The sequence below is a fragment of the Kineosporia babensis genome, assembly GCF_021129305.1.
Lineage (GTDB): Bacteria > Actinomycetota > Actinomycetes > Actinomycetales > Kineosporiaceae > Kineosporia > Kineosporia babensis.
In genome coordinates, this window is the sequence record NZ_JAJOMB010000036.1 from 25796 (window position 1) to 48443 (window position 22648).

Here is a 22648-nt window from a genome sequence, read left to right on the forward strand (position 1 = left end):
TCGGCAGGAACAGGGGGTGTCAGGAATCGGGCTTGTCGTTCTTCCTGCGCCGCCGTGAGAACGGCGGTATGAGGCCTGACCACGGTCCTGACGGCCGGGACCGCGGTGAGGCAGGCTTACGGTTCCCGGCCCGAGCGCCACCGGTTGAGCGACCTTCTCCGCGCGAGCCTGCGGGATCCTGCGCTCCGGCCCGCCAGGCCTGCAGAGACGGTGAGTCCAGGGGTGGACGACTTTTCCCCCGCTTGGCCAGCCGCTTGTCCGCTTCTATGCGCCGACCGATCTCGGCGTTACGCAGACGGTTGCGTCGCTTGGTCGCCCTTGCGCGCTGCCCAGCGCGCCTTCTGACCTGCTGAGCGGCAAGCCTTTGAGCTCTTTCCTCAGCTGTTTCCGGATTGCGGCGGCGCCGCCGACCGGATCCCGGCGGATTCTGAGCGCCCTGGCCCGTCGCCTCGCCCCGTTCTTGCCGGCCACCAGCGTTCGGGGCTCCCGAGCGCCGTCCCGATGATGCGGTGCGGGCGGTACGGGATTCCTTCACCGCCGACTGCGCCGGAGCAGCGATGCCGAACGTCGCGCTCCGGCCCGTCAGCGACCGTCGGCCCGATCGGCCACGGGAAGGCAAGCGCGAGCCGGCACGAGCGCCGTCGGGAACGCTGCGCGCCCGCAGGCCGAAGCGCCGCCCACCCGGGATCCGACGCAGCAGACCGACCCCATCCAGGCCGTCCAGACCACGCAGACGACCTGGATTCAGTTTCCGTGCCATCAAGGCGACCCCTGCCGCCGTGACCTGGCGAGCCAGGCCGACCCGCACGACAGCACCCAAGACGCTGAATCCGCGCCCACCCCCACCGAAACCACCGGCCGGCAACGCCCGAGCCACCACAGCAGGCACTCGCAGCACCATGATCAGCAGGCACAGGGTCAGCAGCAGATTGATCAGGTTGTCGGTGCCGCTGAAGGCGGCCAGGTCCGTGCCCTGCGGACCCGGATCCATGAACAGCAGAATGCCCAGATGCATGGTCAGCGCCTGCCCCAAGACAGTGAGCATGACCGCACTGACATCACGCCACCACGCCTGCGCGATCGGATCCAGCCACGGCACCGCATGACAGGCCAGCGCCAACGGCCCCAGCCCGACCGCAATCGACAGCCCGGCGAACCGGACCAGCCAGCTGACGACCAGCCATAACAGCAGGAACAGAATGAGCGCAAACAGGACCGTGCTCAGAATCAGATGGCTGGGTAGAACGTCGTCCACCGAGATCTCGCTGACTCCCAGATCACCCAGCGTCTCCAGACCGCTCGGAGCCAGTCCGGTGATCAGCGCGTTGGTCACGTCCGTGAACTGCCGCACGATCCAGGTGGATTCGTGGGCCGCCACGAATCCCAGCACCATCCGCTGCAGGACATCCTTGGCCGAGAACGTTCCGCTCAAACCGCCGTGCCCCAGGGCCAGCACCGCCGCGATCATGGCCAGAACCACATACCCGGCCTGCACCATCTGCAGCGAACGCGCAGCCAGATCCATGACCGGCTGCTGCGTGGTCACCGCCGGCACCCGCAGAATCAGGTCCTTCACCCACAGCAGGACAACGTTCAGCGGCCCGGCAAAACCCTTCCAGAAGAACCCGAACAGATCCTGCATCACGAAATCGGGCACCAGATCACCCCACCCCAAGGATCGACTGAACGATCGCCAGGATCTGCGGGGCCAGCAACGCCAGCGCATACCCCAGAACAGCCGCCGAGGCGAAACCCTTGGCCCGGTCGACCGACTGCGGATCACGCGCCACTAGATAGAACAGGCCCGCCAATGTCAGCGCACAGGTGGCTACCACCAGGGCGATCTGACGCAGCCAGTCCGTCGCGTTGTTGATGACGACTGGCAGATCAGCAGCCTGCCCCGGATCCTGCGGCGCCGGCAACTGCTGAGAGCGCACCAATACCCCAGCCCCACCCGATGTCGCTGCAGCAGGGACCGCATTCCACGGCCTCGAAGCCGCAACAACAAGATTCGCCGTCAACACCCGACTCGATGACGCTGACGCTCTGCCCGGGGCAGCCAGCACGAGCAGGACATACACCAGCAGCGCCACCATGATCGTCATCAGCAGCAACCCCCGGGCTCTGCGTCCCCACCACCATCGCGCAGACCGAAGCCCAAGCACGCATCCCCGGCGAGCCCCTCCGCGCCAGTACCCTTTCACGGGACGTTCCGTCGCCCTCCCGGTGACGGGGCGAAGCCGGGCAGCCACCCATTCTTGCGCCCACCACAGGGCGATCCGTCCATCCCACAGCAGGCCCATCCAGCGCTTGCGCACGGCAGCCATCCTTCTCGCACAGCGCAGCCACCCGTCCCGATGGCGCCGATGCTCGGTCCTCCAGCAACGGCCCCGGCGGGCCACCCAGAACCCACGCGAGAGAACATCGTTGCGGTGCACCGGGCCAGGACGCCGAGGACCAAGTCCACGCTCCGCCCGACCACAGGAGCGAAACTGTGGGGCGCGGTGCCGGCTCCGCTGACCGACTGCTGGGCCATGGAGCGGCACCCGCCGCAGGAACCAGCGCGAACACACTGGTGGAACGGGGTAGGGGTCGGACGGCTGTGTCATGGGCTCCTCCAGCCCCCGCTCCAGCACTTAAAGCGTCAGCGGGGACACGGTCATGGCCGGCCCGCCGCTCTCTGCATCAGAGAAGGACGCAACCGGCCGGACAGGACGGACGGGCTCTGCCGGCCCGAACCGACAGAACATGAGACGCCGCGACTCCCCGAACCTTCGAACAGTGCTTTTCAGGGATGCCTTTCCGCGAGCGGCTTCATCTGTCCAAAGCCCGCTGGTTGGCATGTGCACGCCTCACCGGCGTACAAACCGATCAACCAGCCCCATCCACCACGTCAACCGTTGGTAACAAGCACCGGCCACGAGCTTTCTCCGGGCGCTGCTGCAGAACCAATCGTCTGCTGGGTCACGGTGTCGCCGAACCCTTCAGCGACGCCCGTCAAAGACGATCGATGCCGGTTGCATGATGACCGTTTCCTGCGCAGACCCCAGAAGACTGCTAGCGAAATCCGTCTTCCAGCAACCAAGTTAGTGACGTGTCCATGAGGTGGACGCGATCGGGTAGCCGATTTGCTCAGATGCTGTCGATGCGCAGAGCTTCGAGCAGCTGAGTCTCAGCCTGACGCCGACGGGTCCACGCCGTTCGCAGGCCCACCTCCTGACGAACCGCCTCCGCGCTCAAAGTGCGACCCTCAAGACGGGTGCGAGCGATCAGTTCGCTCTCCTCCGGCGCCATCACCCCGGCCCTGACCGCACGCCACAACACCGTCTCCGGGTGCCCCGATGCCGCGGCCAGACTCACACAAGCGTCCAAGTCGTCCCGGGCTTCAGCATCCGCCAACCGCACGGCACGCCGGGCCCTGCGCACACCCGCATCAACCAGACGCCCGCACACTCGCCGAACCGCAAGATCGTCAATGTCCAGCGTCCCGATCCGCTCCAGAAATCCCACGACCACCTCGGCCTCAAGGTCATCCAGACCAACCACAGCGCTAGCCGAGCAACCAGCCGCCAAATGGCTAACCTGCCGCGACAACGCAGGAGCCGCCACTGCCACGCAGACAGGCTTCCCGTCGCTGCCGACCTCGCGTGCCCACCGAATCAGGCGTCGCCACACCTCGTCCTGCAGATCCCCCGAGGTATTGGGCGACATCAGCACCTTGCGCAGAACCGCGGGAGTCACGGGTCTGTGCTCTTCACCCGATGCAGTCGCTTCCGGCATCACCATTCCGGACGGCCAGAGCACCGGAAGAACAGGGCTGGCCTCGACAGCACGTTCAACACCCGCAAGAAGCCCACCACCGGGCCTCCATCCCGAACGCGAGCACACCGCTCGCTCTTGATGCGGCAGCGAGGCACCAGCCACAACGAACCTCCACAACTCGAAGACACCGGCTCGCCCGGCTACCCGCTATCCAGCCTTCTCCGTTTCCTTGTTGACCAGATCAACAGGACCAACGGCGAAGCCAACTCGGCCAACTGCGTCACACGACCGACCGTCCCAGTCGAAGCACCACGGTCAACCAGGCCAACGGATCTACAGGACCCCTGACCGGGACAGTCCCTGACCAGGAACGGGCATCGCGAATGGACGACCCCGTTCCCCTCAAGTCGCTATGGGGCCCGGCCGAGGGGCCGGGAACGGGTCGGTTCGTCGGCGGTCCGCTGCCGGATCGCGTTCCGGTCGTTATGGAGGCCCGGCCGGATGGCCGGGAACGGTGGCGAGACCGGATGCCCGCCGAGCAATGGCTCGCGATGTCGCTATGGAGGCCCGGCCGGGTGGCCGGGAACGGGCGACGAGTAACCGACCACCGCACAGTCCATGTGCGTCGCTATGGAGGCCCGGCCGGGTGGCCGGGAACGGACTCCAAGGTCCAGGCCACCGCCCGCGGCTGCACCGTCGTCGCTATGGAGGCCCGGCCGGGTGGCCGGGAACGGTGGTCGATGCGGCAGGACGGCAGGACCCACAGGTCGTCGTCGCTATGGAGGCCCGGCCGGGTGGCCGGGAACGGTCCCCTGCATCCGAGGTGGGATGCGTTGTTCCCGTACTGGGTCGCTATGGAGGCCCGGCCGGGTGGCCGGGAACGGCCCGCGTCTCAGCGGCGGTCGCCGCCGACGAATGGCGGTCGCTATGGAGGCCCGGCCGGGTGGCCGGGAACGGCGTTGGTGCCGGCGATCTCGACGTAGGCCAGCGGGCTTGTCGCTATGGAGGCCCGGCCGGGTGGCCGGGAACGGAAGGTTGCCCATCATCCGGTGCTCGAGCGCTTCTGGTGTCGCTATGGAGGCCCGGCCGGGTGGCCGGGAACGGCCCGCCCCCGTAGCCCCGGCGAAGATCATGTGAGGGTGTCGCTATGGAGGCCCGGCCGGGTGGCCGGGAACGGGCGGTCCTCGTGGACGCCAGCCTGGCGAACCCAGTAGTCGCTATGGAGGCCCGGCCGGGTGGCCGGGAACGGCGGCGGGGGTGTGGTTCTAGACGATTCGCAGACGAGAGTCGCTATGGAGGCCCGGCCGGGTGGCCGGGAACGGTCGTTCACCGAATCAGCCTCGGTCGTACAAGCCGAGTCGCTATGGAGGCCCGGCCGGGTGGCCGGGAACGGGGTACACCAATGGCGCTCACCCGGGCGGGACTCTCCGGTCGCTATGGAGGCCCGGCCGGGTGGCCGGGAACGGCGCCACAACATCGGGCCTGGACCCGCCGCACCACCAGGTCGCTATGGAGGCCCGGCCGGGTGGCCGGGAACGGGGCCAGCCATGCCACGCCGACGTGCTGCTCGAGGTGGCGTCGCTATGGAGGCCCGGCCGGGTGGCCGGGAACGGGCCGGCGGCTTCGGCCTGCATGTCGCCGAGGTGGGCGTCGTCGCTATGGAGGCCCGGCCGGGTGGCCGGGAACGGCTGACCGCCGTCTCGTGGAGGACGACGTACATGACGTCGCTATGGAGGCCCGGCCGGGTGGCCGGGAACGGCTCATGCCGCTGCGTCTCGAAGAGGACGACCTAGCGGTCGCTATGGAGGCCCGGCCGGGTGGCCGGGAACGGACCGCCGACGGCACCTTCATCACCTTCGGGCCCGACAAGTCGCTATGGAGGCCCGGCCGGGTGGCCGGGAACGGTGTCCGTGCCGCTCTTGATCAGGGCGCCGATGTCGACGTCGCTATGGAGGCCCGGCCGGGTGGCCGGGAACGGTCGCCGGATGCTGTTGCGGTACAAGCTCTCACGCACCGGTCGCTATGGAGGCCCGGCCGGGTGGCCGGGAACGGTCGCCGGATGCTGTTGCGGTACAAGCTCTCACGCACCGGTCGCTATGGAGGCCCGGCCGGGTGGCCGGGAACGGGAAGTACGGGAAGCGGACGTACTACTGGCGGCTACTGGTCGCTATGGAGGCCCGGCCGGGTGGCCGGGAACGGATCGTTCACCCCTGTAACTGCAGGCCCGGCAAGGTGACGTCGCTATGGAGGCCCGGCCGGGTGGCCGGGAACGGCTCGACGCGGGTTACTTCCATCGCATTGGATATGCAGGTTGTCGCTATGGAGGCCCGGCCGGGTGGCCGGGAACGGACGCAGCTCGTGCGACACGGCGACCTCCGCCCCGACGTGTCGCTATGGAGGCCCGGCCGGGTGGCCGGGAACGGCGCCAGCGAGGACCCGGAGAAGTACGCGGAGGCGTTGTCGCTATGGAGGCCCGGCCGGGTGGCCGGGAACGGCGCCTACCTACAAGGCGCCCGAGGAACTGCTGGAGGCGTCGCTATGGAGGCCCGGCCGGGTGGCCGGGAACGGAGGCAGGACTGGGTGTACGGAGACGCCGGGTCATACATGTCGCTATGGAGGCCCGGCCGGGTGGCCGGGAACGGAGTGGTGCATCACCACTGTTAGGGACTCGATGCTCACAGGTCGCTATGGAGGCCCGGCCGGGTGGCCGGGAACGGCCGAGGTCAACCGGGTCGTCCGGACGCTCGCCGAGCGGTCGCTATGGAGGCCCGGCCGGGTGGCCGGGAACGGTTCGGGGTTTCGTAGACGATCCAGGAGCCGCCGCCGGTCGCTATGGAGGCCCGGCCGGGTGGCCGGGAACGGGTGGGCCAGGCCCGGGGGTTGCAGCAGCGCGGCAGACGTCGCTATGGAGGCCCGGCCGGGTGGCCGGGAACGGGGGCCTGGACCGGCGCCCGTTCTTCCACAACCCGCACGTCGCTATGGAGGCCCGGCCGGGTGGCCGGGAACGGGACCGACGTGATCGACCGTCTGACCACGGAACTCGGCGTCGCTATGGAGGCCCGGCCGGGTGGCCGGGAACGGCCGAGTGTGCTGTGCTCGGGTCGATGATGCTGTCCCCGTCGCTATGGAGGCCCGGCCGGGTGGCCGGGAACGGGGCTCGCCATATTTGGCGTAGCTGACCTGCATCTTTACAGCAACTTGCGAGCGCTCACAATCCGTGACTGGGTTTCTGCAGTGAGCTCCGCAGGCTTCCTTGATCATCATGCCTCTGACCTGCATGCGAGCGCTCAAGCGTGCGCGGGCGGTCATTGGACCGCTCGCAGGCTTCACAGGATCCGTACCCCGTTGCTCGGTAGCTTCAGGGGTTGTCCTACGAAGGTGAATTGCTGGCCGTTCAGGCTGCCGATGTCGACGATGATTACAGAGTCTTCGGTGAGGTGCATCTGTTCTTCGACCGCGGCTCTGCAGTGGATGAGTTCGGTTCGGCTGAGGTCGCAGACGAAGACCGAGTACTGGAGTCGCTCGCCATACTCCTCCATTGTCTTGGCCACTCGCCTGAGGCGGGTGGGGTCGCGGATGTCGTAGGCGATCAGGTGGCGGCGGCGGGCCATGTTTCCTCCCGGCGTTGGGGGTCAGCGGGTGGTGAGTGGTGTGTATTCGGGAAGTTCGCCGACAAGGTGTGCCGCGAGGAGCCGGCACTGGACTTCGATGGCCCGCCGGTAGCTGACTCGGTATCCGAAGACGGGGTGGCGGATCTCGTGGTTGAGGCGGCGTTCGTAGGCGCCGATGACGGCTGTTCTGCCCTCGCGTTCGAGTTGGCATCCGCCGCCGCGTTGGGTGAAGTGGTGCTGGCGGATCTCGCCGTTGTTGATCAGTTGGATGACGGTGCTATCGGCGATGATGGGACGGAACTCTTCAGCGACGTCGAGGGCCAGGGCAGGGCGTCCGAATCGGGGACGGTGGTAGACGCCCAGGTACGGGTCGAGTCCGACGAGGTGGATGGCTGCGGTGATGTCTTTGACCAGGAGCGCGTAGGTGAAGGAGAGAAGAGCGTTGACGGGGTCCGGGGGCGGGCGTCGGGCTCGGCCGTTGCTGTCGAAGCTGGTGATGTCGACATCGGTGGAAGGCTTCAGCATGCCGGTGAAGGCTGCGAAGTAAAGCCGGGCTGCGGTTCCTTCCACACCGAGGAGCGAGGGAAACCCTTCTACCTGCATGGTTCTCTCGGCCAGGTGCCCCAGTTGTTCAATGATCCGCTGGGTGTCTGGGCGACTGTTTCTTCGGGTGAGCGTCCTGCAGTTTCGGATCTTTCCGTTGATCATGCGGCTCGCGATGGCCAGGGTGACCTCGGTACTTGCCGTGTATTGGGCGCGGCGCATGTCGACATGCTTGCTGGGCAAGCCAGCGGCCATGCCGGTGAGCCAGCCTCCGTAGGAGAACCAGGCCACGGGGATTTCCCGGTCGAAGAGCTCGCGCATGGCCTGGGACGAGATGGTGATGTTGCCGTACACGTTGACCTGGTTGACGTCGATGAGCCGGTAGCTTCCGAGTTTCTCTTTCTCTCGGTAAATTTCGAGCCTTCCACGGCGGACCGCAACGAGAGCACCCTGTTCACTGACGTAGACGGGGCGGCTGTCGGGATCGGCCACCATGACGCGACGAGGCGCTGGGGACGTGCGTGTTCGGAGGGTGTTGATCTCGTCCGGCATGCAGATCGACACCAGTGAGCATGCAGGGCATTTGGGGCTGTCTTTCAAGGGTGGGGGCGGCTTGTCGGACGCGGCGACTTCCTTGAGGTCGGCCAGAACCGCCCTGACACGCTCGCGGTGCTTCTCAGTGATTTCGATGGTCACCCGTCGGCGCGTTTCGGCGTACCAGATTTCAGCGTGGCGAACCGTGTGGCCGGCGTCGCTGAGCAGGAGCGCCTGAATGATGGACTGGATCTCGTCGCTCGGCCACGGACGGCCTCGCGGGTCGGGGGATCCTTTCTTGTAGTCGATCGGGGTCACGGTGCCATCGTTTGCGATAGTGATGACGTCCGTCTTGGCTGTGACGCCCAGGTCCGGGGATGAGAGCCAGTAGGAACGCACCGTACGTCCGGCGGCGTGCTCCGGGTCGTGCTGGCCAGGTTCGGGAAGGTCGCCTCCCGGTTGATCGACAACCCTGTGGACGTAGAGCCCTTCTTCGACATCGTCGCTGGTGACGAAGCGCTGTTGGACCCATTCAAGATGGAACAGTCGTGGGCAGTAGACGAATTCGTTGACCATCCGAGCCGGGACCAGATCTGGCAGCGACTCCAAGTTGGACGTCATGTTCTGGTCCGGGTCACCTTCTTGTGGCTCAGTCGGCTTGTCCTGGAATTCGTGGTTCATCGGGGTCCGCGCCGATGAACGCGCCGCGACGGCCTGGATGTGGGCATCTGTGTGGTCGGGGCAAGCACACCCGCGAACTGCCGGTCGGGGACAAGTCGCCGTTCGGCGTGGTTGATCCAGAAGATGGAGAGTTTCTCCAGAGCTGCGGCGCGGGGTTCTTCAGGGCGGCCCGGGGCAACCCCCTCCAGGAGTGGGTGTTCCAGCAGCGTCACAGCAGCGCTGTTGTCCAAGGGACGGCTCCAGAGCGGCCAGACAAGTCGATGGTCGGCCTGCGTCGGGCCCAGTGGCTGCCATCCGCTGCTGGTGGGGTGTTGTCGCGTCACGGTGGTGCGCAGGAGGGGATAGGACATCAGGGCGAGCCAGGTCGCGCCGGGAACACCTCGCTCGGCGGATGTGCCATCAGGGGCGTCTGCAGCATCGAACAGCACTCGGTGATCGAGGTATTCACCGCTGACGCCTGGTACCCGGCGCCAGGATGTGAACGCCTCGAACAGGAATTGCGGGTTCTCCCGCACCAGCGCCAACGGCTTCTCGAGCATCGTGCGGGATGACTGTTTTCCCGAGGTGGCGGTGAAGACACCGAACTGAACAAGGTTATCGCGGTCAGTGCTCAGGTCCGTGATCAGGCAGGAGAGCCACCGTTCACCAGCATCACCGGTTGCCTCAAAAACGCTTTCGGCATAGAACCGCCAGTCCGCTCGAGGTAAGCGCAACCGGTCGGGTGCTTCACCGCGGGGTGGAAGGTCCGCTGGGAGCCCTGGCAGGACACCGCCCTCAGGAATGCTCAGGACGATTCCGTACAGCATGTCCACGACGGCGTCCAGGTCGGGCAGCGGCGAGTGCAGCAGCGCGCTGGCATTCTCCCTGGACCAGGAGAGACGGATTCGACTGGTGGGCAGAACGGTCCGAAGGAGCCGGGATGTTCCCAGAGCTGCCAGGAAACCGAGAACGGTGCGCCCGTCGAGAGCAGGGAGGGAGAGAACGCTTTCGCCGGTGGTAGTGGTGTCTGGGTGCTCGATCGGCAGTTCGGATGGTGGTGTGGCTTTCCTGGTCATGATCCCTCCGCCGAGACAGTCATGTCAGCGCACCGGACGATCGTCTCCAGCAGGGCCAAGCCCCATCGTCCGTACCTGTGGTTGAGGTCGTCGAATCGGCCGGGATGTGTGAGATCGACGGTGTCCTCGGAGGAGACGGAGACCGTCGAGCCGGCGATGTCGGCCTTGATGAGCCGGGGTCTGGGGTCGACGACGGCGGGCAGCAGAGGGCGGGCATGGCCGTGATGGCTGGCGACGAGGTGGATGAGGAGGTCAGTGTCACCCGGGTAGGCTGCTTCGCGGGTCGCGAGATGGGCTTGGACCAAGGCTGATGACCATGCCTCGTGGCGGGCACCGGCCGGCAGTCCGGACTGTGCTCGTGATCGCCGCCAGATCAGGGGGTCGGCAGGGTCCATCCCGGACTTGGCCAGTGGTTCGTCGGCAAGAAGCGCCTGAGTCTCGTCACCTGCGTGAAGCATGACCTGGAATCGGTGCTCCGTCTTGCCCAGGTCGTGCCAGCCGGCAGCATCCTCGACGACGGTCCTGAGTTCGTCCGGCAGGCCCAGCGCTGAGGCGATCTGACCAGCCCGGGCCCGGACGGCCTGATGGTGATCCTGAAGAGTGACTTGTCGAGCAGCGCCAGTAAGGTTCCTTCTCGGTCTGGCCACCGACGTTGCGACTTCGTCGTTCTCGTCCCAGTCGGGCATGTCGGTGCCGCTGAGTATCGGTTCGCTCGGGATGCGCCCGCTGAGCAGAATCCCGAGCCGGTGGTAGCCCATTCCGTGAACGTCGCTGCGAGCCAGTACCTCCACGGCATGGGGAGGTGAGTCCAACCAGCGACGCAGTCGTCGCCAGCTGTCTCTTGTCCAACCACGCCCAGGAGGAGGCATCGCCGGTAGTACCTCCGCGAGTTCGGACGTCAGGGCAGTGACATCGGCGAAGTCGTCGTAGGCGGCCAGGAAATCCGAGATGGTCTCATGGATCCTGCCGGGTGCGTCATGCTCTGGTCCGTCAGTCTGCGCACCGGACAGTTCTTGCCCCTGGCCAGGGTTCGATGATGCCGGGGCGATTCCCAGGCGTTCAATCAGGGTAGTGTCCAAGCTCAGGCTTCCTCGGGCATGCGCCGAGCGAGTTGGGGCGAACGTGGTTGCCTCGCTGACGTCCTGGACCGGCTGGGTGCTGCTGGGGTGCCAGCCGTACGGGTCAAGGCCACCGAACTCGACAGGGACCACGATCTCGTCGGCGGGGCGCAGTTGGTCGGCGCCGATCCATTGCCAGCCGACTTCGCCGTCCTCTTGACCGGCATCGTCACGTACTCGTCTTGCCAGAACATTGAAGGCGGGACGTTCAGTTTTGAAACGCTTTTCGGTTTCACCGCCGATGTCCACGTCCCCGATCGGGACAGAGACGAGCCCTGCGATCCAGTTGCGGGCAGCAATGAACGGGACTTCGACCTGTTCGGAGGATCGGATCGGAACTTCGGTCAGCCAGGCCGCCGCGAGACGAGCGTTCTGGCCGACCGGCCCGAAGTCGTCATCAAACGGATCCGTGTCCCTGTACTCCTGTTTCGCCGGGGCGCCCTCGTCGAGCAGGCGGCTCCTCCAGGCGATCAGAACCGGTGGGGTGCCTCCGTCCATCCCGTGCAGGAAGGGGTGAACCGGCGGGTCGTTGAGTGGAACGGGGGCGGTGCGGGCCCAGGCATCGAGGGTCGGGCTCTGCAGAACAGGAATCTCCGGCAGCGCTACCTTGCAGGTTCCGTCGGCGAAATGCGTGTTCAGTTCCCGGCATTGCAAGGGTGAGACCGGCAGCCCTTCCGGATGTTCGCGCCTGAGGTCGAGCAGACGTTGCCAGGTAGCCACGGCGGAGCCCCCGTAGACCGGGACTCGCTCGCTGCCATCGTGTATCACGACAGCTCGGGCCGTGCCGCCGGGGAAACGCTCGTTCATGGTTCCCATGCGGTTGAGGCGTCCCAGCCGTTGCACGAGGGCGTCCCAGGGCGCGGTCTGGGTGACGAGAAGATCTGTGTCCAGATTTACTCCGACCTCCACGGTCTGGGTAGCCACCAGAACTGCTGCCCGGGTGCGTGGTTTCCGCGTGGTCCCGAACAGCTGTAGAACCTGTTCCTGGATCCGAGCGCGGTCGGCCGGACGGGAGCGTCCGATGAGAAGGAGGACGTCAGCTGCGTTCGGTGCTGACTCTGGACGGTTGTGGGTCTCGATCTCGTGCAGGAGTTGGGTGTGGACCGCCCTGGCGTCGTCGACCGTGTTCATGACGACCAGGGCGACCGGCGCCCAGCCGTCCGGCGACGTTCCCTCCAGCATGCTCAGATGATCCGTGACCGCGGAGACAGCGGCTTTGACGACGCGGTTCTTGGCGGCCGGCAGCAGATCGAGCTTCTTGACGGCGGTCAGCCTCTTCCCAGCAACAGGGTGCTCCTGATGGGTGAGAACGTCGAGGGTAAAGGTCGTCTCCCCCGCTTGCTCCGTCCAGGTCCGGTCGGTTGCGGACAGGCAGACTATCGACAGGCCGGGAAGAGGCAGGGTTGTCCGGTCCCGGCGGGCGGCAGCTCGTAGGCTCGTCGTCAGCGGCACCGCCAGATGGGCCTCATCGACCAGGAGCAGCGCGTCGGTCCCGACCAGGGCAGCGTCGATGGACCGACGACGGGGCGCAACACCGTAGCCGCGGAAGAAGTATCGGCTGCCGACCTGGTCCACGGTTGCCAGGACCACGGCGACCCGGTCAGGTCGGTCTGCCCACGACGCGTCCCAGGTCGTCCCTCCTCTCATCCGGGTAAGGGTGAACGGCATCGTCGTGATGTCCGGAGCATCTGGCGCGTAGCGGGCCAGGCCGGCGCGCACGCGATTCAGGACCGGCGAGGCGTTCCCTTGCTCAGGGTCGCTCAGGACCTTCAGGACTGAGCTGGCGTGCTCGAATGCCTCATCGACGACGAGACGACGATCGACGACGAACAGGATCCGCCGTCGCCCTGCCCGGGCACGTGCTCCTGGGTCGGTTTCGGCCGCGGTGACGAACAGGACGATGTCCAACAGCGAGGTCTTGCCCAGACCGGTGGGGACATCAACGAGCGCGGGCCAGGTCCCTTCGCGCAGGATCTGCGCTGTGAGTTCTTCTTGCCAGGGAAACGGGTCAACGGTGTGCACCGCCCGATAGAACGCACCGAAATCCTCAGCCCGCAGACGCCCAGCTCCGCTCACGCCGACGTCACCATCGAGGGGGACACACCGTGGCCAGCGTCCTTGTCCACGTTTTCGGGCGCCGGCGCGAAAAGGCCGACTCCCAGGTAGCGCCCTGCTCCCAGCAGCAGCGGTCCTGCCACGACCTCCTCGAAGCGAAGCTCGACGTGACCGTAGGAACGCCCCAGAGACCGCCGAGGAAGATCCTGCGGGCGGAGCCGGACCGCGCCTCGCTGGAGCGGATCGCGGCTGAAGATCACCTCGGCCGGTTCCGGTAGGCCCATCATCCGCACCGAGCGGCGGATGCGGGCCAGGTCTCGAGGCCGTCTCGGCTCGTAGTCATACACGAACGGTGTGGCGGTGATCCAGCGACGGCTGCCCTGACGCCATTTCTCGGGTGTTCCGCCCCAGGGATGCACAAGTCCGGGCTGGTGCAGCAGGTCGACCGACCCCAGGTCACGCACCTTCAGCTGTATCAGCCCTCGGTCGTTCTGACGCAGCCCGAGAACCGCTGCCAGGATCTGGCGGCGTTCCGGCTCGGGCAGATCAGGAACCGCAACCGCCAGGCCGAGCAGGTGGCCGTCAGCATACTGATGCCCGACATCCGGCAACGCCAGAAACGCCACGTGCGGGCGCCCGGAACGACTATGGGTGCCGTCCGCCTCATGGCCGTGCAAAGCCTCGGGTGCCTCGCCACGGCAGTTGCGCAGGACGGCGCTGCGCAGCGCCTGGGTGTAACGCACAGCAAGGCGGCCGTCCGGGGCACTCCCCGAGAATCCTAGGATCACGATGTCGGAGTACACGGAAGGACGAACCGGATGACTGGTGGGCGGGACGACGGCTGGGCGGCGCCAGCGGTATCCGCTGTAGCGAGCAGTTTCCCAGGACGATCGGCCGAAGTCGTGGCTCTCACGCAACTCATCGAGGAACCCGGGGTACGGCACGCGCACCATCTGGTCGCAGTCGATCAGGTCGCAGCGGGAAAACACCGACTCCCCCGCGCTGACAAGGGGTTCCTTCGTTTCCGCCTGGGCACCCAGCAGGGCGATTCCGCTTGATCGACCCAGATACGGTACCCGTCGTGCCATGTCGTCGATGCTCTGCGCTACGTGCGGAGGGCAGTCGTTACCCCAGACCATCCGTACCCGCGGTGATTCCGGAACTGCGCCGGCCCGGGTCCTCAGGCCATTGGTCCGGCCCAGGTGCGTCTGGCTTCCGCCCTTGGTGACGACCTTGTTCGTGACCACGTAACCGGTCCGGGAGAAGCCCTGTGCCCGCTCAGTCGCAATGATCAAGGGTTCGAGCTGCTGTTCCAGCCAGGTCAGGGCCTCGTCGTCAGCGCTGCTACGGGCAGCGTCAACGAGTGCGCAGAACACGCGAGCCGGATGTGGCGGCCACTCCGGATGTGCGGGGTCCTCGACCTGGGCGGCCTCGTACGTCCCGGTGAGCAAGTCGATGGTCAGGGTCAGAGGCATGAGTTCAGTCCTGCCCGTCCGTCGCCTTGAGCAAGGCGAAATCGATGGCCTTGGCCAGGTTGGCCGCAGGGGTGAGCTGGACGGTCTCCGTGCTCATCGGCAGTCCTAGCTTCCCGGCCTCGGCAACAGAGCGCTGGAACAGCTCGAGGGCTTGATCGAGGCGCAGGTCGAACGGTTCCACCTCGTCTCCTCTGAGCACCCATTCGATGCTCTCGGTCACGGTGACCAGTTCGCATCCGCTGCGGAGCCACACCGAGGGACGGCCGAACGCCAGGCGATCTGCCAGCAGCGCATAGGCCGCCAGTGAAGCCCGCGCGGCAACCGCCGCCTCGGCGCTGACCGGGCCGAAGCCAATCCGATCCAGTCCAGCCAGAGAGATCGTCGCGATCCGCTCAGCGCCGCTGACCGTCATCCCTCCGTGCGAGTCCTGCGGAGCGATGTTGCCGTGCCCGATCTCGCTGAGCTTCTCCCCCTTGGCCTTGGTGGGCACCGGCCCGTAGGTCCAGGGGCCGCCGTTCTTGCCTGGTTTCGCCGCACCGGTGAGGTTGTACGGATCCATCCGGCCGGCTGCCCGTACTCCCGGGACCGGGTCCCACCCGAGGATCTCGCTGGCGTAGGTGCGGGCGAACTTGGCCTGACGGCCCTTACGGTGAGAGTTCCAGGCCCCGTAGACCAGTGACCCTGGATCATGCTTGTACAAGGCGCTGGCGTCGTCCCGGCTGCTGCCGATGACGCTTCGTCCCAGCGGCGATCGGTCGAAGGACACCCCGTCCAACTCGCTGTCCCGCAAGTAGGCGTCCGCGTAGCGGTGTGGGAACTCCAGTGACGTCAGAACGCTCTCGCTCTCCCCGTCATGACGAAGCTCCAGGAGCGGTATCTGGAAAGCCCCGGCGCGCTGCCCCTGCAGAAGAGCGTCCTCGCACCGGTTGGCCTGAGCGGGAATCTGGTCGAGGACGACGGCGCTACGCTCGGAACCGGCGTGGAATCGTGGTTCGACCAGGTACCGGTTGGGGTTCGTCCGGACAGGATCGGGAAATGACGGCGGATAGACCTTCGTCCCTGTCCCTCCAGCCGGCTGGTAGGTGGTCCTGATCCTCAGGAGCGCGCGGGGGCCACGACATGAGGCAGCCTCGACCAGCTCGTCGTACAAGTCTTCCGTGTCCTTCATCATCATCCTTCGTCGGAGGTGCGGCGACCGGAACGACCGAGAGCAGAATCAATTTCTGCCAGGAGTTTTCGATAACGGTCGCTGAGGGTGGGCAGTGGCGAGGGCACGGCGGCGATCCCCTCGATGAATTCAAGGACCAGACCCAGAAGTTCGTCGAAGGTCTGTGGACGGGGGAACTCCTGAACCGGCACGGTGCAGTAGTTACGAGCTGCTTCTTGCAGTGCGTCGATGGCACCGGTCAGGACCTGGGACAGGTCAGGGTCCGAGCCGTGAGTGATGGGTAGGGTGTTCCGGAAAGTGAACAGCACCTCGACCGTGAGTAGCGCCTGGAAGTCCGCTCGCGCGTGGAGCTTCCACAGTCCCTCGTCGGCCTTTGGTCGAGCTGCTTTCCGGATGACCGGTTTCCCGGGATGTTTGTTCTTGTAGATGTCGATCAGCGAGCACGCGAGCACCACCAGCCGAGAGGCCGCGGTCTCAGGGATTTCGCCGGCCTTTTCCTTCACCAACTGGAGACGTTCGTGCAGTCGGCGTACCGCGGCCGCCCGCTGCGACGAAGGATCACCGCTCCCGTCCGGCTCGCGCCGTGCAGCGAACTCATCGGCCAGCTCTCGGGCCTGATCGGCGAGTTCGGTGTGTGCGGAAGCCGAGAGGATCCGCGCCGCGGTATCGAGTTCCAGCCTCTGCAGGGCATGCCAGGCGGACGCCAGCATCGTCCCGTTCCCGCCGGTGAGAATGGGCCATTGATGAACGCCGAACGGCAGACGATCAGCATCGGGCCCGGTCGGGATCCTTGCTTCGAGATCCGCCACGAACAGGGGCAGCGAGCGCTGCGCGGCAAAGCGTTCAGCCGCGATGGCGAGGTCGAACAGCAAGGTCTTCGGTCCAGTCGGCATGACCAGGACGGCAGCGAATCCAGCTTGTTCGGGGCCGCCCAGGGTCATTTCCATCGCGGTCATCGCCTCGTTGATGCAGTGGGCCTGAGCCATCGGATCGCTGCGGTCGGCGTCCAGGCTCACAGTCAGCAGTTCTGTTCCGTCGATCGTCACGGGCGCCTCGTCATCGGTGCGCATCAGCAGGCGCGCGGCCTGGGATTCCGCCTGTCCACCGCTCTGCGACGTGTGCAGGAGAAGAACGGACACCTGGACCGGATCGCGGGCATCGATACCGACGAAACCACGAATCTGCGAAGGCACCCCGGACTCCATCAGCTTCTGACTCAGGGGAACCCTGCCAATGTCCCGGTTTCCGACTGGCCAGGCCACGAGAACTCGCTGTGCCGGAACAAGTCCGACAGGACCGATCCCCTCCACAGCAGCGGGAAGCCCTTGGTCGCGGGCCTCTCCTGGCAGCCAACGAGCCACCTGGTCACGGTCGTCAGCCCCCTGGGCACGCAGCTCGTGGCCTCCTTTACCGATGGTGTTCAGGGATGTGACCTCGTCCGAGAGCAGCCAGGTCAAGGTGGCCGTATCGACCTCCCGCAGCGCGGGGGAACCCTGGTCCTGCAGCGACGTCAGTTTCCCCAGCCGCGCCCCCAGAGTGAAATGACTGTCCTCGGCGACACCGCACAGATGCCGGTTCTCGTTGATCCAGGCCAGCGGATCCGCATGCCCCCCGGCATCACCTCGCGCAGCGGTGCGGCTCATCTGCTCGGACCGAACTTCCACGTAGCGCCTCATCCCGAACACCGTGGTGCCGTCCTGCCGGACCAAGGCATCGGCAACCGATGAGAGCAGCCCGGCTGGTGTTGCTCCTTGTGCTCCTTCCTCGTGGAGTTGAGCCAGCCGGCGAATGCTCTGCCGTTGCTGGGCGTCCAGATGGGAGACAACCGGATCACCAGCCAGGAGCAGTTTCTCGATCTCGCTGAAGAGTCTCCAGCGCAGCATGAAGGGCAGCAGATGGTCGCCAGCCTCACGAAGTCGGGGAAACTCCAGAAGCGAGGTCTCAATGTGCAGCCCGGCGAGCGCCACCCAGGTCGATAGCTCAGTCTTCATGGCCGTGGTCAGTAGTCCCATGCATACGGCCGTTGCTCCGCTGCCCCAGGACACCAACAGGCGATCCCCCAACTGAGGAGAGAACTGCGGGTGGTGGCGAGTCATGGCTGCGACGACATTGTCTTCGCCCGTGCTGAGGGCCTCGACTCGGAGCACCGAGTCGATCGGGCCGGCAACACCTCCCAGCTTCACAAAGGCATCGGCGAGCAGCCCACCTGCCTCGGACATCAGACTCGGGTCCAAGGTCGTGACCACGCTCGCCGGGTCCTTCGTCTCGGGCGTGACCTCGGAAGCTGCATGTACCAGTACCAGCGTGGTCGGTGATCTCCCCCAGTCGCTGTCGGCCAGGGCTGTCAGCACCTTGCTCAGTGGGGGCAGCCTGCCCTCGTTGCACAATTCGTCGCTGCGCAGCAGATGTTTCCAGCGGCCCTCGAGCAGGGCCCTCTCGACGGCCCGTACATCGTTGGCAGCGAGACTGTGCCGGATGGCGGCGTGACGTGAGCGCAGCAGGGCCGTACGGTCCTCCCGGAAGTAGTCGACCCCGAAGTCGCCCTCCCCCGCAGGATGCAGGATCCAGGTCCGTGGCGCAGGGGCATCGATGGCGTCCATGTGCGTCCTTGCCTCTCCAGGTAGGTATGGCTTCAGATTCCGGCCAGTCGGCGGCTGATCTCTGCCACGAGGTCGTCTAGGGAATCCCTGGTGGCCCTGCTGGCCGGCTGCTCGGGCCGCTCATCGGCCTCCGCGACGGCAGTTGCTCCAGCGGCCCGGTCGAAAAGGCGCTGGGCCCGGGCGCGCCGATCGCCGGTGATTGTGTGCGGCTGTTCGTTCAGGACGAGGTCCATCGCGGGTGCCAGACGCCGAGCGATGCGGGTCAGCAGCGGGTCCCTGCTGCTCCTGTTCAGTAGGTCGACCGTTGATCGGTCGTCGATGACCGCCAGGGCATGCTGAACTGCACGATCCTGTGTCGCAGCCCGTTCTGTGCGCTCCCGTGCGGGGAGCAGCGGAAGCAGGCGTGCTGCGGTGCTGGCGATGTTCAGGTGGACGTCACGGACCGCGGCGTGCGAGGCAACTGGTGCCGTTGACTCGGCGGTGATGGCCGGGGAACGGACCGCCAGCACCGCCAAGTTGAGGTTCATCGACTTGCGCAGGTCCGCTGTGGTGCCTCTGAGAGCCAGGTAGTTGGCATAGCTGGCGATGTGGAAGCGCTGGGCCGGGTTCAGGCTCTCGGCATCGGCCGACAGCGCAGCCGTGGCCGCCCGGGCGTTCAAGGTCTCTCGCCAGGCCCGCGCCAGGAGCCTCGGTAGATCGGGAATCTCGGCCTGCAGTTCCTGATATCTCTCGGCGAGGGCCACGCTGGTGATCTCCAGCAGGTAGCTGGCTGTTCCTGGATCGAGGTTGGCCGACTTCAGGGCAGCGCTGGTGCGGCGCTGGCCTGCCAGCGCTTGCCTGGCCAGCGACGTGAGCTTCTGCTCTGCGGTGTCCCCGTCGTGGACCAGGTCCCACAGCTGGAGATATTCGCTGTACCCCTGGACCAGCAGGGTGGCCGGATCCGATGGCCCGAGCCGGTCGGCGGCCCCCTGAGCCGCCTGGTGGATGAGTGCTCGGCTGTCGCGATGCGCCTGCATCCTGCTCTTCTCGTGCCCTCGCACGAAGCGCAGATAGTTGACGGCGGTGAACGCTGCCAGCACATGGGCTCGCGCCTGGAACGTGCTGAGGGAGGAGAACTCTCCGGCGCTGGGCCAGGGAGGGAGCATCGGCTTCGATGCCTGTGGTGTTCCCGTCTGCGGGAGGACTTCTTCGATCAACGGCGCTACGACGGCCCCCACCCGCTGGTAGGTATGGGCCGTGCGGTTGCCGTCCGTGTCCTCCTGAATCCAGATCACTCCGGCTCCGGGACGGCCGACCCGCAGGAGCCGGCGGCACCAGGCGTCGGCGATCCCGTCCAGACGCTCGCTGCCGGTCTCGCCCTCGCTCTCCTCAAGCCCGAGCTCCTTGAGAGTCCGGTCGACCAGATCGAGCTGATCGGGACGCCACGGATCAGCGGTAGCGGTGCTCTCCCCGGCCCCGACCTCGCATCGCGCATAGGTGACGATCGATCCGGCTTTGGCGATGTCGGAGGCCCAGCGCGAGCTCATCGATCGCTGGATGGCCCGGGCCTGGATCGCCGCCACCACCAGAGCCGGCTGAGCATGGAAGACCTCCAGCACCAGGCCTGCCCAGATGGCAAGCCGGAGCCGGGGCGGGACACCCGCAGCACGAAGGTACTGGCTCACCGCGCAGATCGCCTGGGTCGCCTCCTGCAGCAGACGGTTTGCAGCAACCAGGACGACCGCGGCCTTGGTGTGCGGCCCGAACCGGTTCAGCGTGGCGTTGGCCAGGCTCAGGGAGGGGTTGGCCCGGTCAGAGATCCACACCGATCGCCCACTCCAGCACCACTCCGGGACGGGGGCACCCCGCACGGGATCACCGGCCTCCTGGTACTCCTGTTCAAGGCGCGCAGCGTCCTCCCGGGACGGCTGAGGCGCGCCCCGCGCGATCTCGCCCAACGTCAGCGCCTCGAAGTCACAGACCCAGGTTCTTCCGAAAATGTTTCCTCTCCAGGGAATTCCGAAAAGGACCGCGATCTTGCGTGCTAGCCGCACGGCCACGATCTCGGCGCGAGGGAATTCTCCGTCCGGCACGCCGGCAGGCAAGGGATGCACGATATGGAAGCTACCTCTTCAGACCGCCGTCGGCCATAAGAATCCACAACAGAATGTAGTTCGGAGAAAAAAGTATCTCTATTGCCGCCGCCTTCGATGTAGAGTCCCTGGCGAAAGGTCACTCAGAACAACACCTGTCAAGGACTGGGCGTGCAAGGCCGTCGCAGCAGCCTGCCCAGCCGTCATGAGGTGCAGTCTTCAGCGCCACTTCGGACCGGGAAGGCATCCATGCCACCGAAGCTCCACTGGGTCGTCCTCGAGACCGGTGCAACACAGCAGTACGTGTTCTCCAGCAATCGGATCCGGCACATCGTGGGTGCCTCGCAGCTGATTCACGATTCAGGCACGGCCTGGGTCCAGGAGGCCCTGAGGTCCGGCACTCTCGCCCGGCCGGTCCGCGCCGTTCAGTTGATCTCCGGCAAGGCACTTCTGCTGGCCGAGTCGTTCGAGGACGGAAAGCGCCTGATCCGCAGCATCAGTCGGCGAGCTCTGGTCCAGGCCCCCGGCCTTCAGGTCACCGGCGCGATCAGCGAGCCGTTCGACCCAACCGAGGCCTACCGCCCGGGCGCAACCACCGACTTCACTCACGTCCAGGCTCTCCGGCAGGTCTTCACCCGCCAGCGTCACGCCCGCGCGAACCGAGACCCTCACGAATTGCGATTCCGGACCCTTCCCTGGCACGAATTGTGCCGGGAGACGGGCCTGCCGGCCCGTGCTCTGGAACCTTTCGGCAGACGCGCCGAGCAGAGCCGGGCAGACCTCGGGCACCACCCGGCGAATGACACTCTCCTTGCTCAGTGGTCGGCCCGTGAGCAGCCATCCACTCGCCACCGCCTGGAGAGTCTCGTCGGATCCCAGGCCCCCTCCATCGTCGACGAGATCACCCAGGACGCATGGATCTCGGTGGTCCACGCCGACGGCAACGGAGTCGGCTCGTTGTTCCACCAATTCGCCGACCTCGTCCTCGCGGCCACGGGACAGGCCTCCTTGCCGCTGCAGGCCTATGAGGAGTATCTGGCCCGGTTCTCCGAGGAGCTGGACCAAGCCACCCGGCAGGCTTTTTCCCGGGCTGTGGCCGAGATCAGCGAAACCGCGCCGCTGGCCCGTGCTCGGATCATTCCCATCGTGGTAGGCGGAGATGACGTCACGTTCTTGTGTCACGCAGACCTTGCGCTACCCCTGACCAGGGCCTACCTGCGCCATTTCCACCACCAGAGCTCCCTGGGGCACACCGTGAAGGTTCTGGTGGAAACCGCAGCGTCTCTTCCTGCCGCAGCGCAGGAACCCGCCACGGCCCCAGCTTCGCAAAAGGAGCCTGGCGGGCTCACTGCCGCTGCTGGGATCGCCTTCGTCCGGCGCCATCATCCCTTCTCCTACGCCTACCGCCTGGCCGAGGAACTCACGGCCTCGGCCAAGCAACCCGTCCCTGGGCTGCAGCAGAGCAGATCACTCTCGACCTACGACTTTCACATCGCCCAGGACTCCACCCTCGGCGCGCTCAGCGCCGTACGCAGTCGCCGGCGCCGTACCGCCACCTCAGGGCGAACCGTCGAAGGGCACTGCGGCCCGGTGACCCTCACCCCGGAAATGACTTCAGATCTGAAGGCTACGACCGATCAGCCGCGTAACCGCCCGGAGGCTCCTCTGTTCCGCTTGGTCGAGGCGCTGGTGTCCGGGCGGATCTCCTCCGCCCGGGCCCACGACCTCCGTCACGCATGGGGACGGGGAGTCGAGGAATACCAGCAGCAGCTCCAGCTCGCCCTCGCACGGTGCCGCAACGAGGGTGACCCTGACATCACCGGACTGGAGGCGCTGCTGCAGGTGCAGGACGACCCCGGCACGGGGGAAGCTCACGTCCTCCTGCCCGATGCCCTGATGCTCAGCGGCATCACCACGCATCGCCGCGATGATCAGGAGGTTCAGACCCGATGACTGCATCGTCATCCGCTGCCC

At 66.4% G+C, this 22648-nt stretch carries 12 protein-coding genes and 1 CRISPR repeat array; of the genes, 1 reads left to right on the forward strand and 11 read right to left on the reverse strand.

From position 1 onward, the window contains the following. Positions 1–19: 19 nt before the first annotated feature. The 11 genes from LR394_RS38980 to LR394_RS39030 all read right to left on the reverse strand — a co-directional run bounded on the left by LR394_RS38980 (position 20) and on the right by LR394_RS39030 (position 20407). Positions 20–1657 (reverse strand): hypothetical protein, encoded by a 1638-nt coding sequence (locus LR394_RS38980; RefSeq protein WP_231449750.1) that lies wholly within the window; start codon positions 1655–1657, stop codon positions 20–22. 4 nt (positions 1658–1661) lie between these two features. Continuing rightward, a complete protein-coding gene (locus LR394_RS38985) occupies positions 1662–2105 on the reverse strand; it encodes a pilin (RefSeq protein ID WP_231449751.1) in 444 nt (147 codons plus the stop codon). A 1027-nt stretch (positions 2106–3132) separates the two neighbouring features. Continuing rightward, a complete protein-coding gene (locus LR394_RS38990) occupies positions 3133–3780 on the reverse strand; it encodes a hypothetical protein (RefSeq protein ID WP_231449752.1) in 648 nt (215 codons plus the stop codon). A 461-nt stretch (positions 3781–4241) separates the two neighbouring features. After that, positions 4242–6916: direct repeats of the CRISPR family, unit length 36 nt; unit sequence GTCGCTATGGAGGCCCGGCCGGGTGGCCGGGAACGG. 172 nt (positions 6917–7088) lie between these two features. Further along, positions 7089–7373, reverse strand: a complete 285-nt coding sequence (gene cas2, locus LR394_RS38995) for a CRISPR-associated endonuclease Cas2 (protein ID WP_231449753.1) — start codon at positions 7371–7373, stop codon at positions 7089–7091. Positions 7374–7394: 21 nt separating this feature from the next. Then, complete coding sequence (gene cas4g/cas1g / locus LR394_RS39000) at positions 7395–9131, reverse strand: CRISPR-associated endonuclease Cas4g/Cas1g (RefSeq protein WP_231449754.1); 1737 nt, start codon at positions 9129–9131, stop codon at positions 7395–7397. After that, positions 9128–10186, reverse strand: coding sequence for a type I-G CRISPR-associated protein, Cas3-extension family (locus LR394_RS39005; RefSeq protein WP_231449755.1), 1059 nt, complete (start codon positions 10184–10186; stop codon positions 9128–9130). Before LR394_RS39005 ends, cas4g/cas1g begins: the two co-directional genes overlap by 4 nt. After that, positions 10183–13380, reverse strand: coding sequence for a type I-G CRISPR-associated helicase/endonuclease Cas3g (gene cas3g / locus LR394_RS39010; RefSeq protein ID WP_231449756.1), 3198 nt, complete (start codon positions 13378–13380; stop codon positions 10183–10185). The genes LR394_RS39005 and cas3g overlap by 4 nt, the downstream gene beginning before the upstream one ends. Continuing rightward, positions 13377–14834, reverse strand: coding sequence for a type I-G CRISPR-associated protein Csb2 (gene csb2, locus LR394_RS39015; protein ID WP_231449757.1), 1458 nt, complete (start codon positions 14832–14834; stop codon positions 13377–13379). The genes cas3g and csb2 overlap by 4 nt, the downstream gene beginning before the upstream one ends. A gap of 4 nt (positions 14835–14838) precedes the next feature. Continuing rightward, positions 14839–16002 (reverse strand): type I-G CRISPR-associated RAMP protein Csb1/Cas7g, encoded by a 1164-nt coding sequence (gene cas7g, locus LR394_RS39020; RefSeq protein WP_231449758.1) that lies wholly within the window; start codon positions 16000–16002, stop codon positions 14839–14841. 2 nt (positions 16003–16004) lie between these two features. Next, complete coding sequence (locus LR394_RS39025; RefSeq protein ID WP_231449759.1) at positions 16005–18602, reverse strand: hypothetical protein; 2598 nt, start codon at positions 18600–18602, stop codon at positions 16005–16007. A 32-nt stretch (positions 18603–18634) separates the two neighbouring features. Continuing rightward, the gene (locus tag LR394_RS39030; RefSeq protein ID WP_231449760.1) at positions 18635–20407 is read right to left on the reverse strand and encodes a hypothetical protein; all 1773 of its coding nucleotides are present in this window, start codon (positions 20405–20407) and stop codon (positions 18635–18637) included. A 516-nt stretch (positions 20408–20923) separates the two neighbouring features. Here LR394_RS39030 and LR394_RS39035 point away from each other — a divergent pair. Then, positions 20924–22627, forward strand: a complete 1704-nt coding sequence (locus LR394_RS39035; protein WP_231449761.1) for a Cas10/Cmr2 second palm domain-containing protein — start codon at positions 20924–20926, stop codon at positions 22625–22627. Positions 22628–22648: the final 21 nt, after the last annotated feature.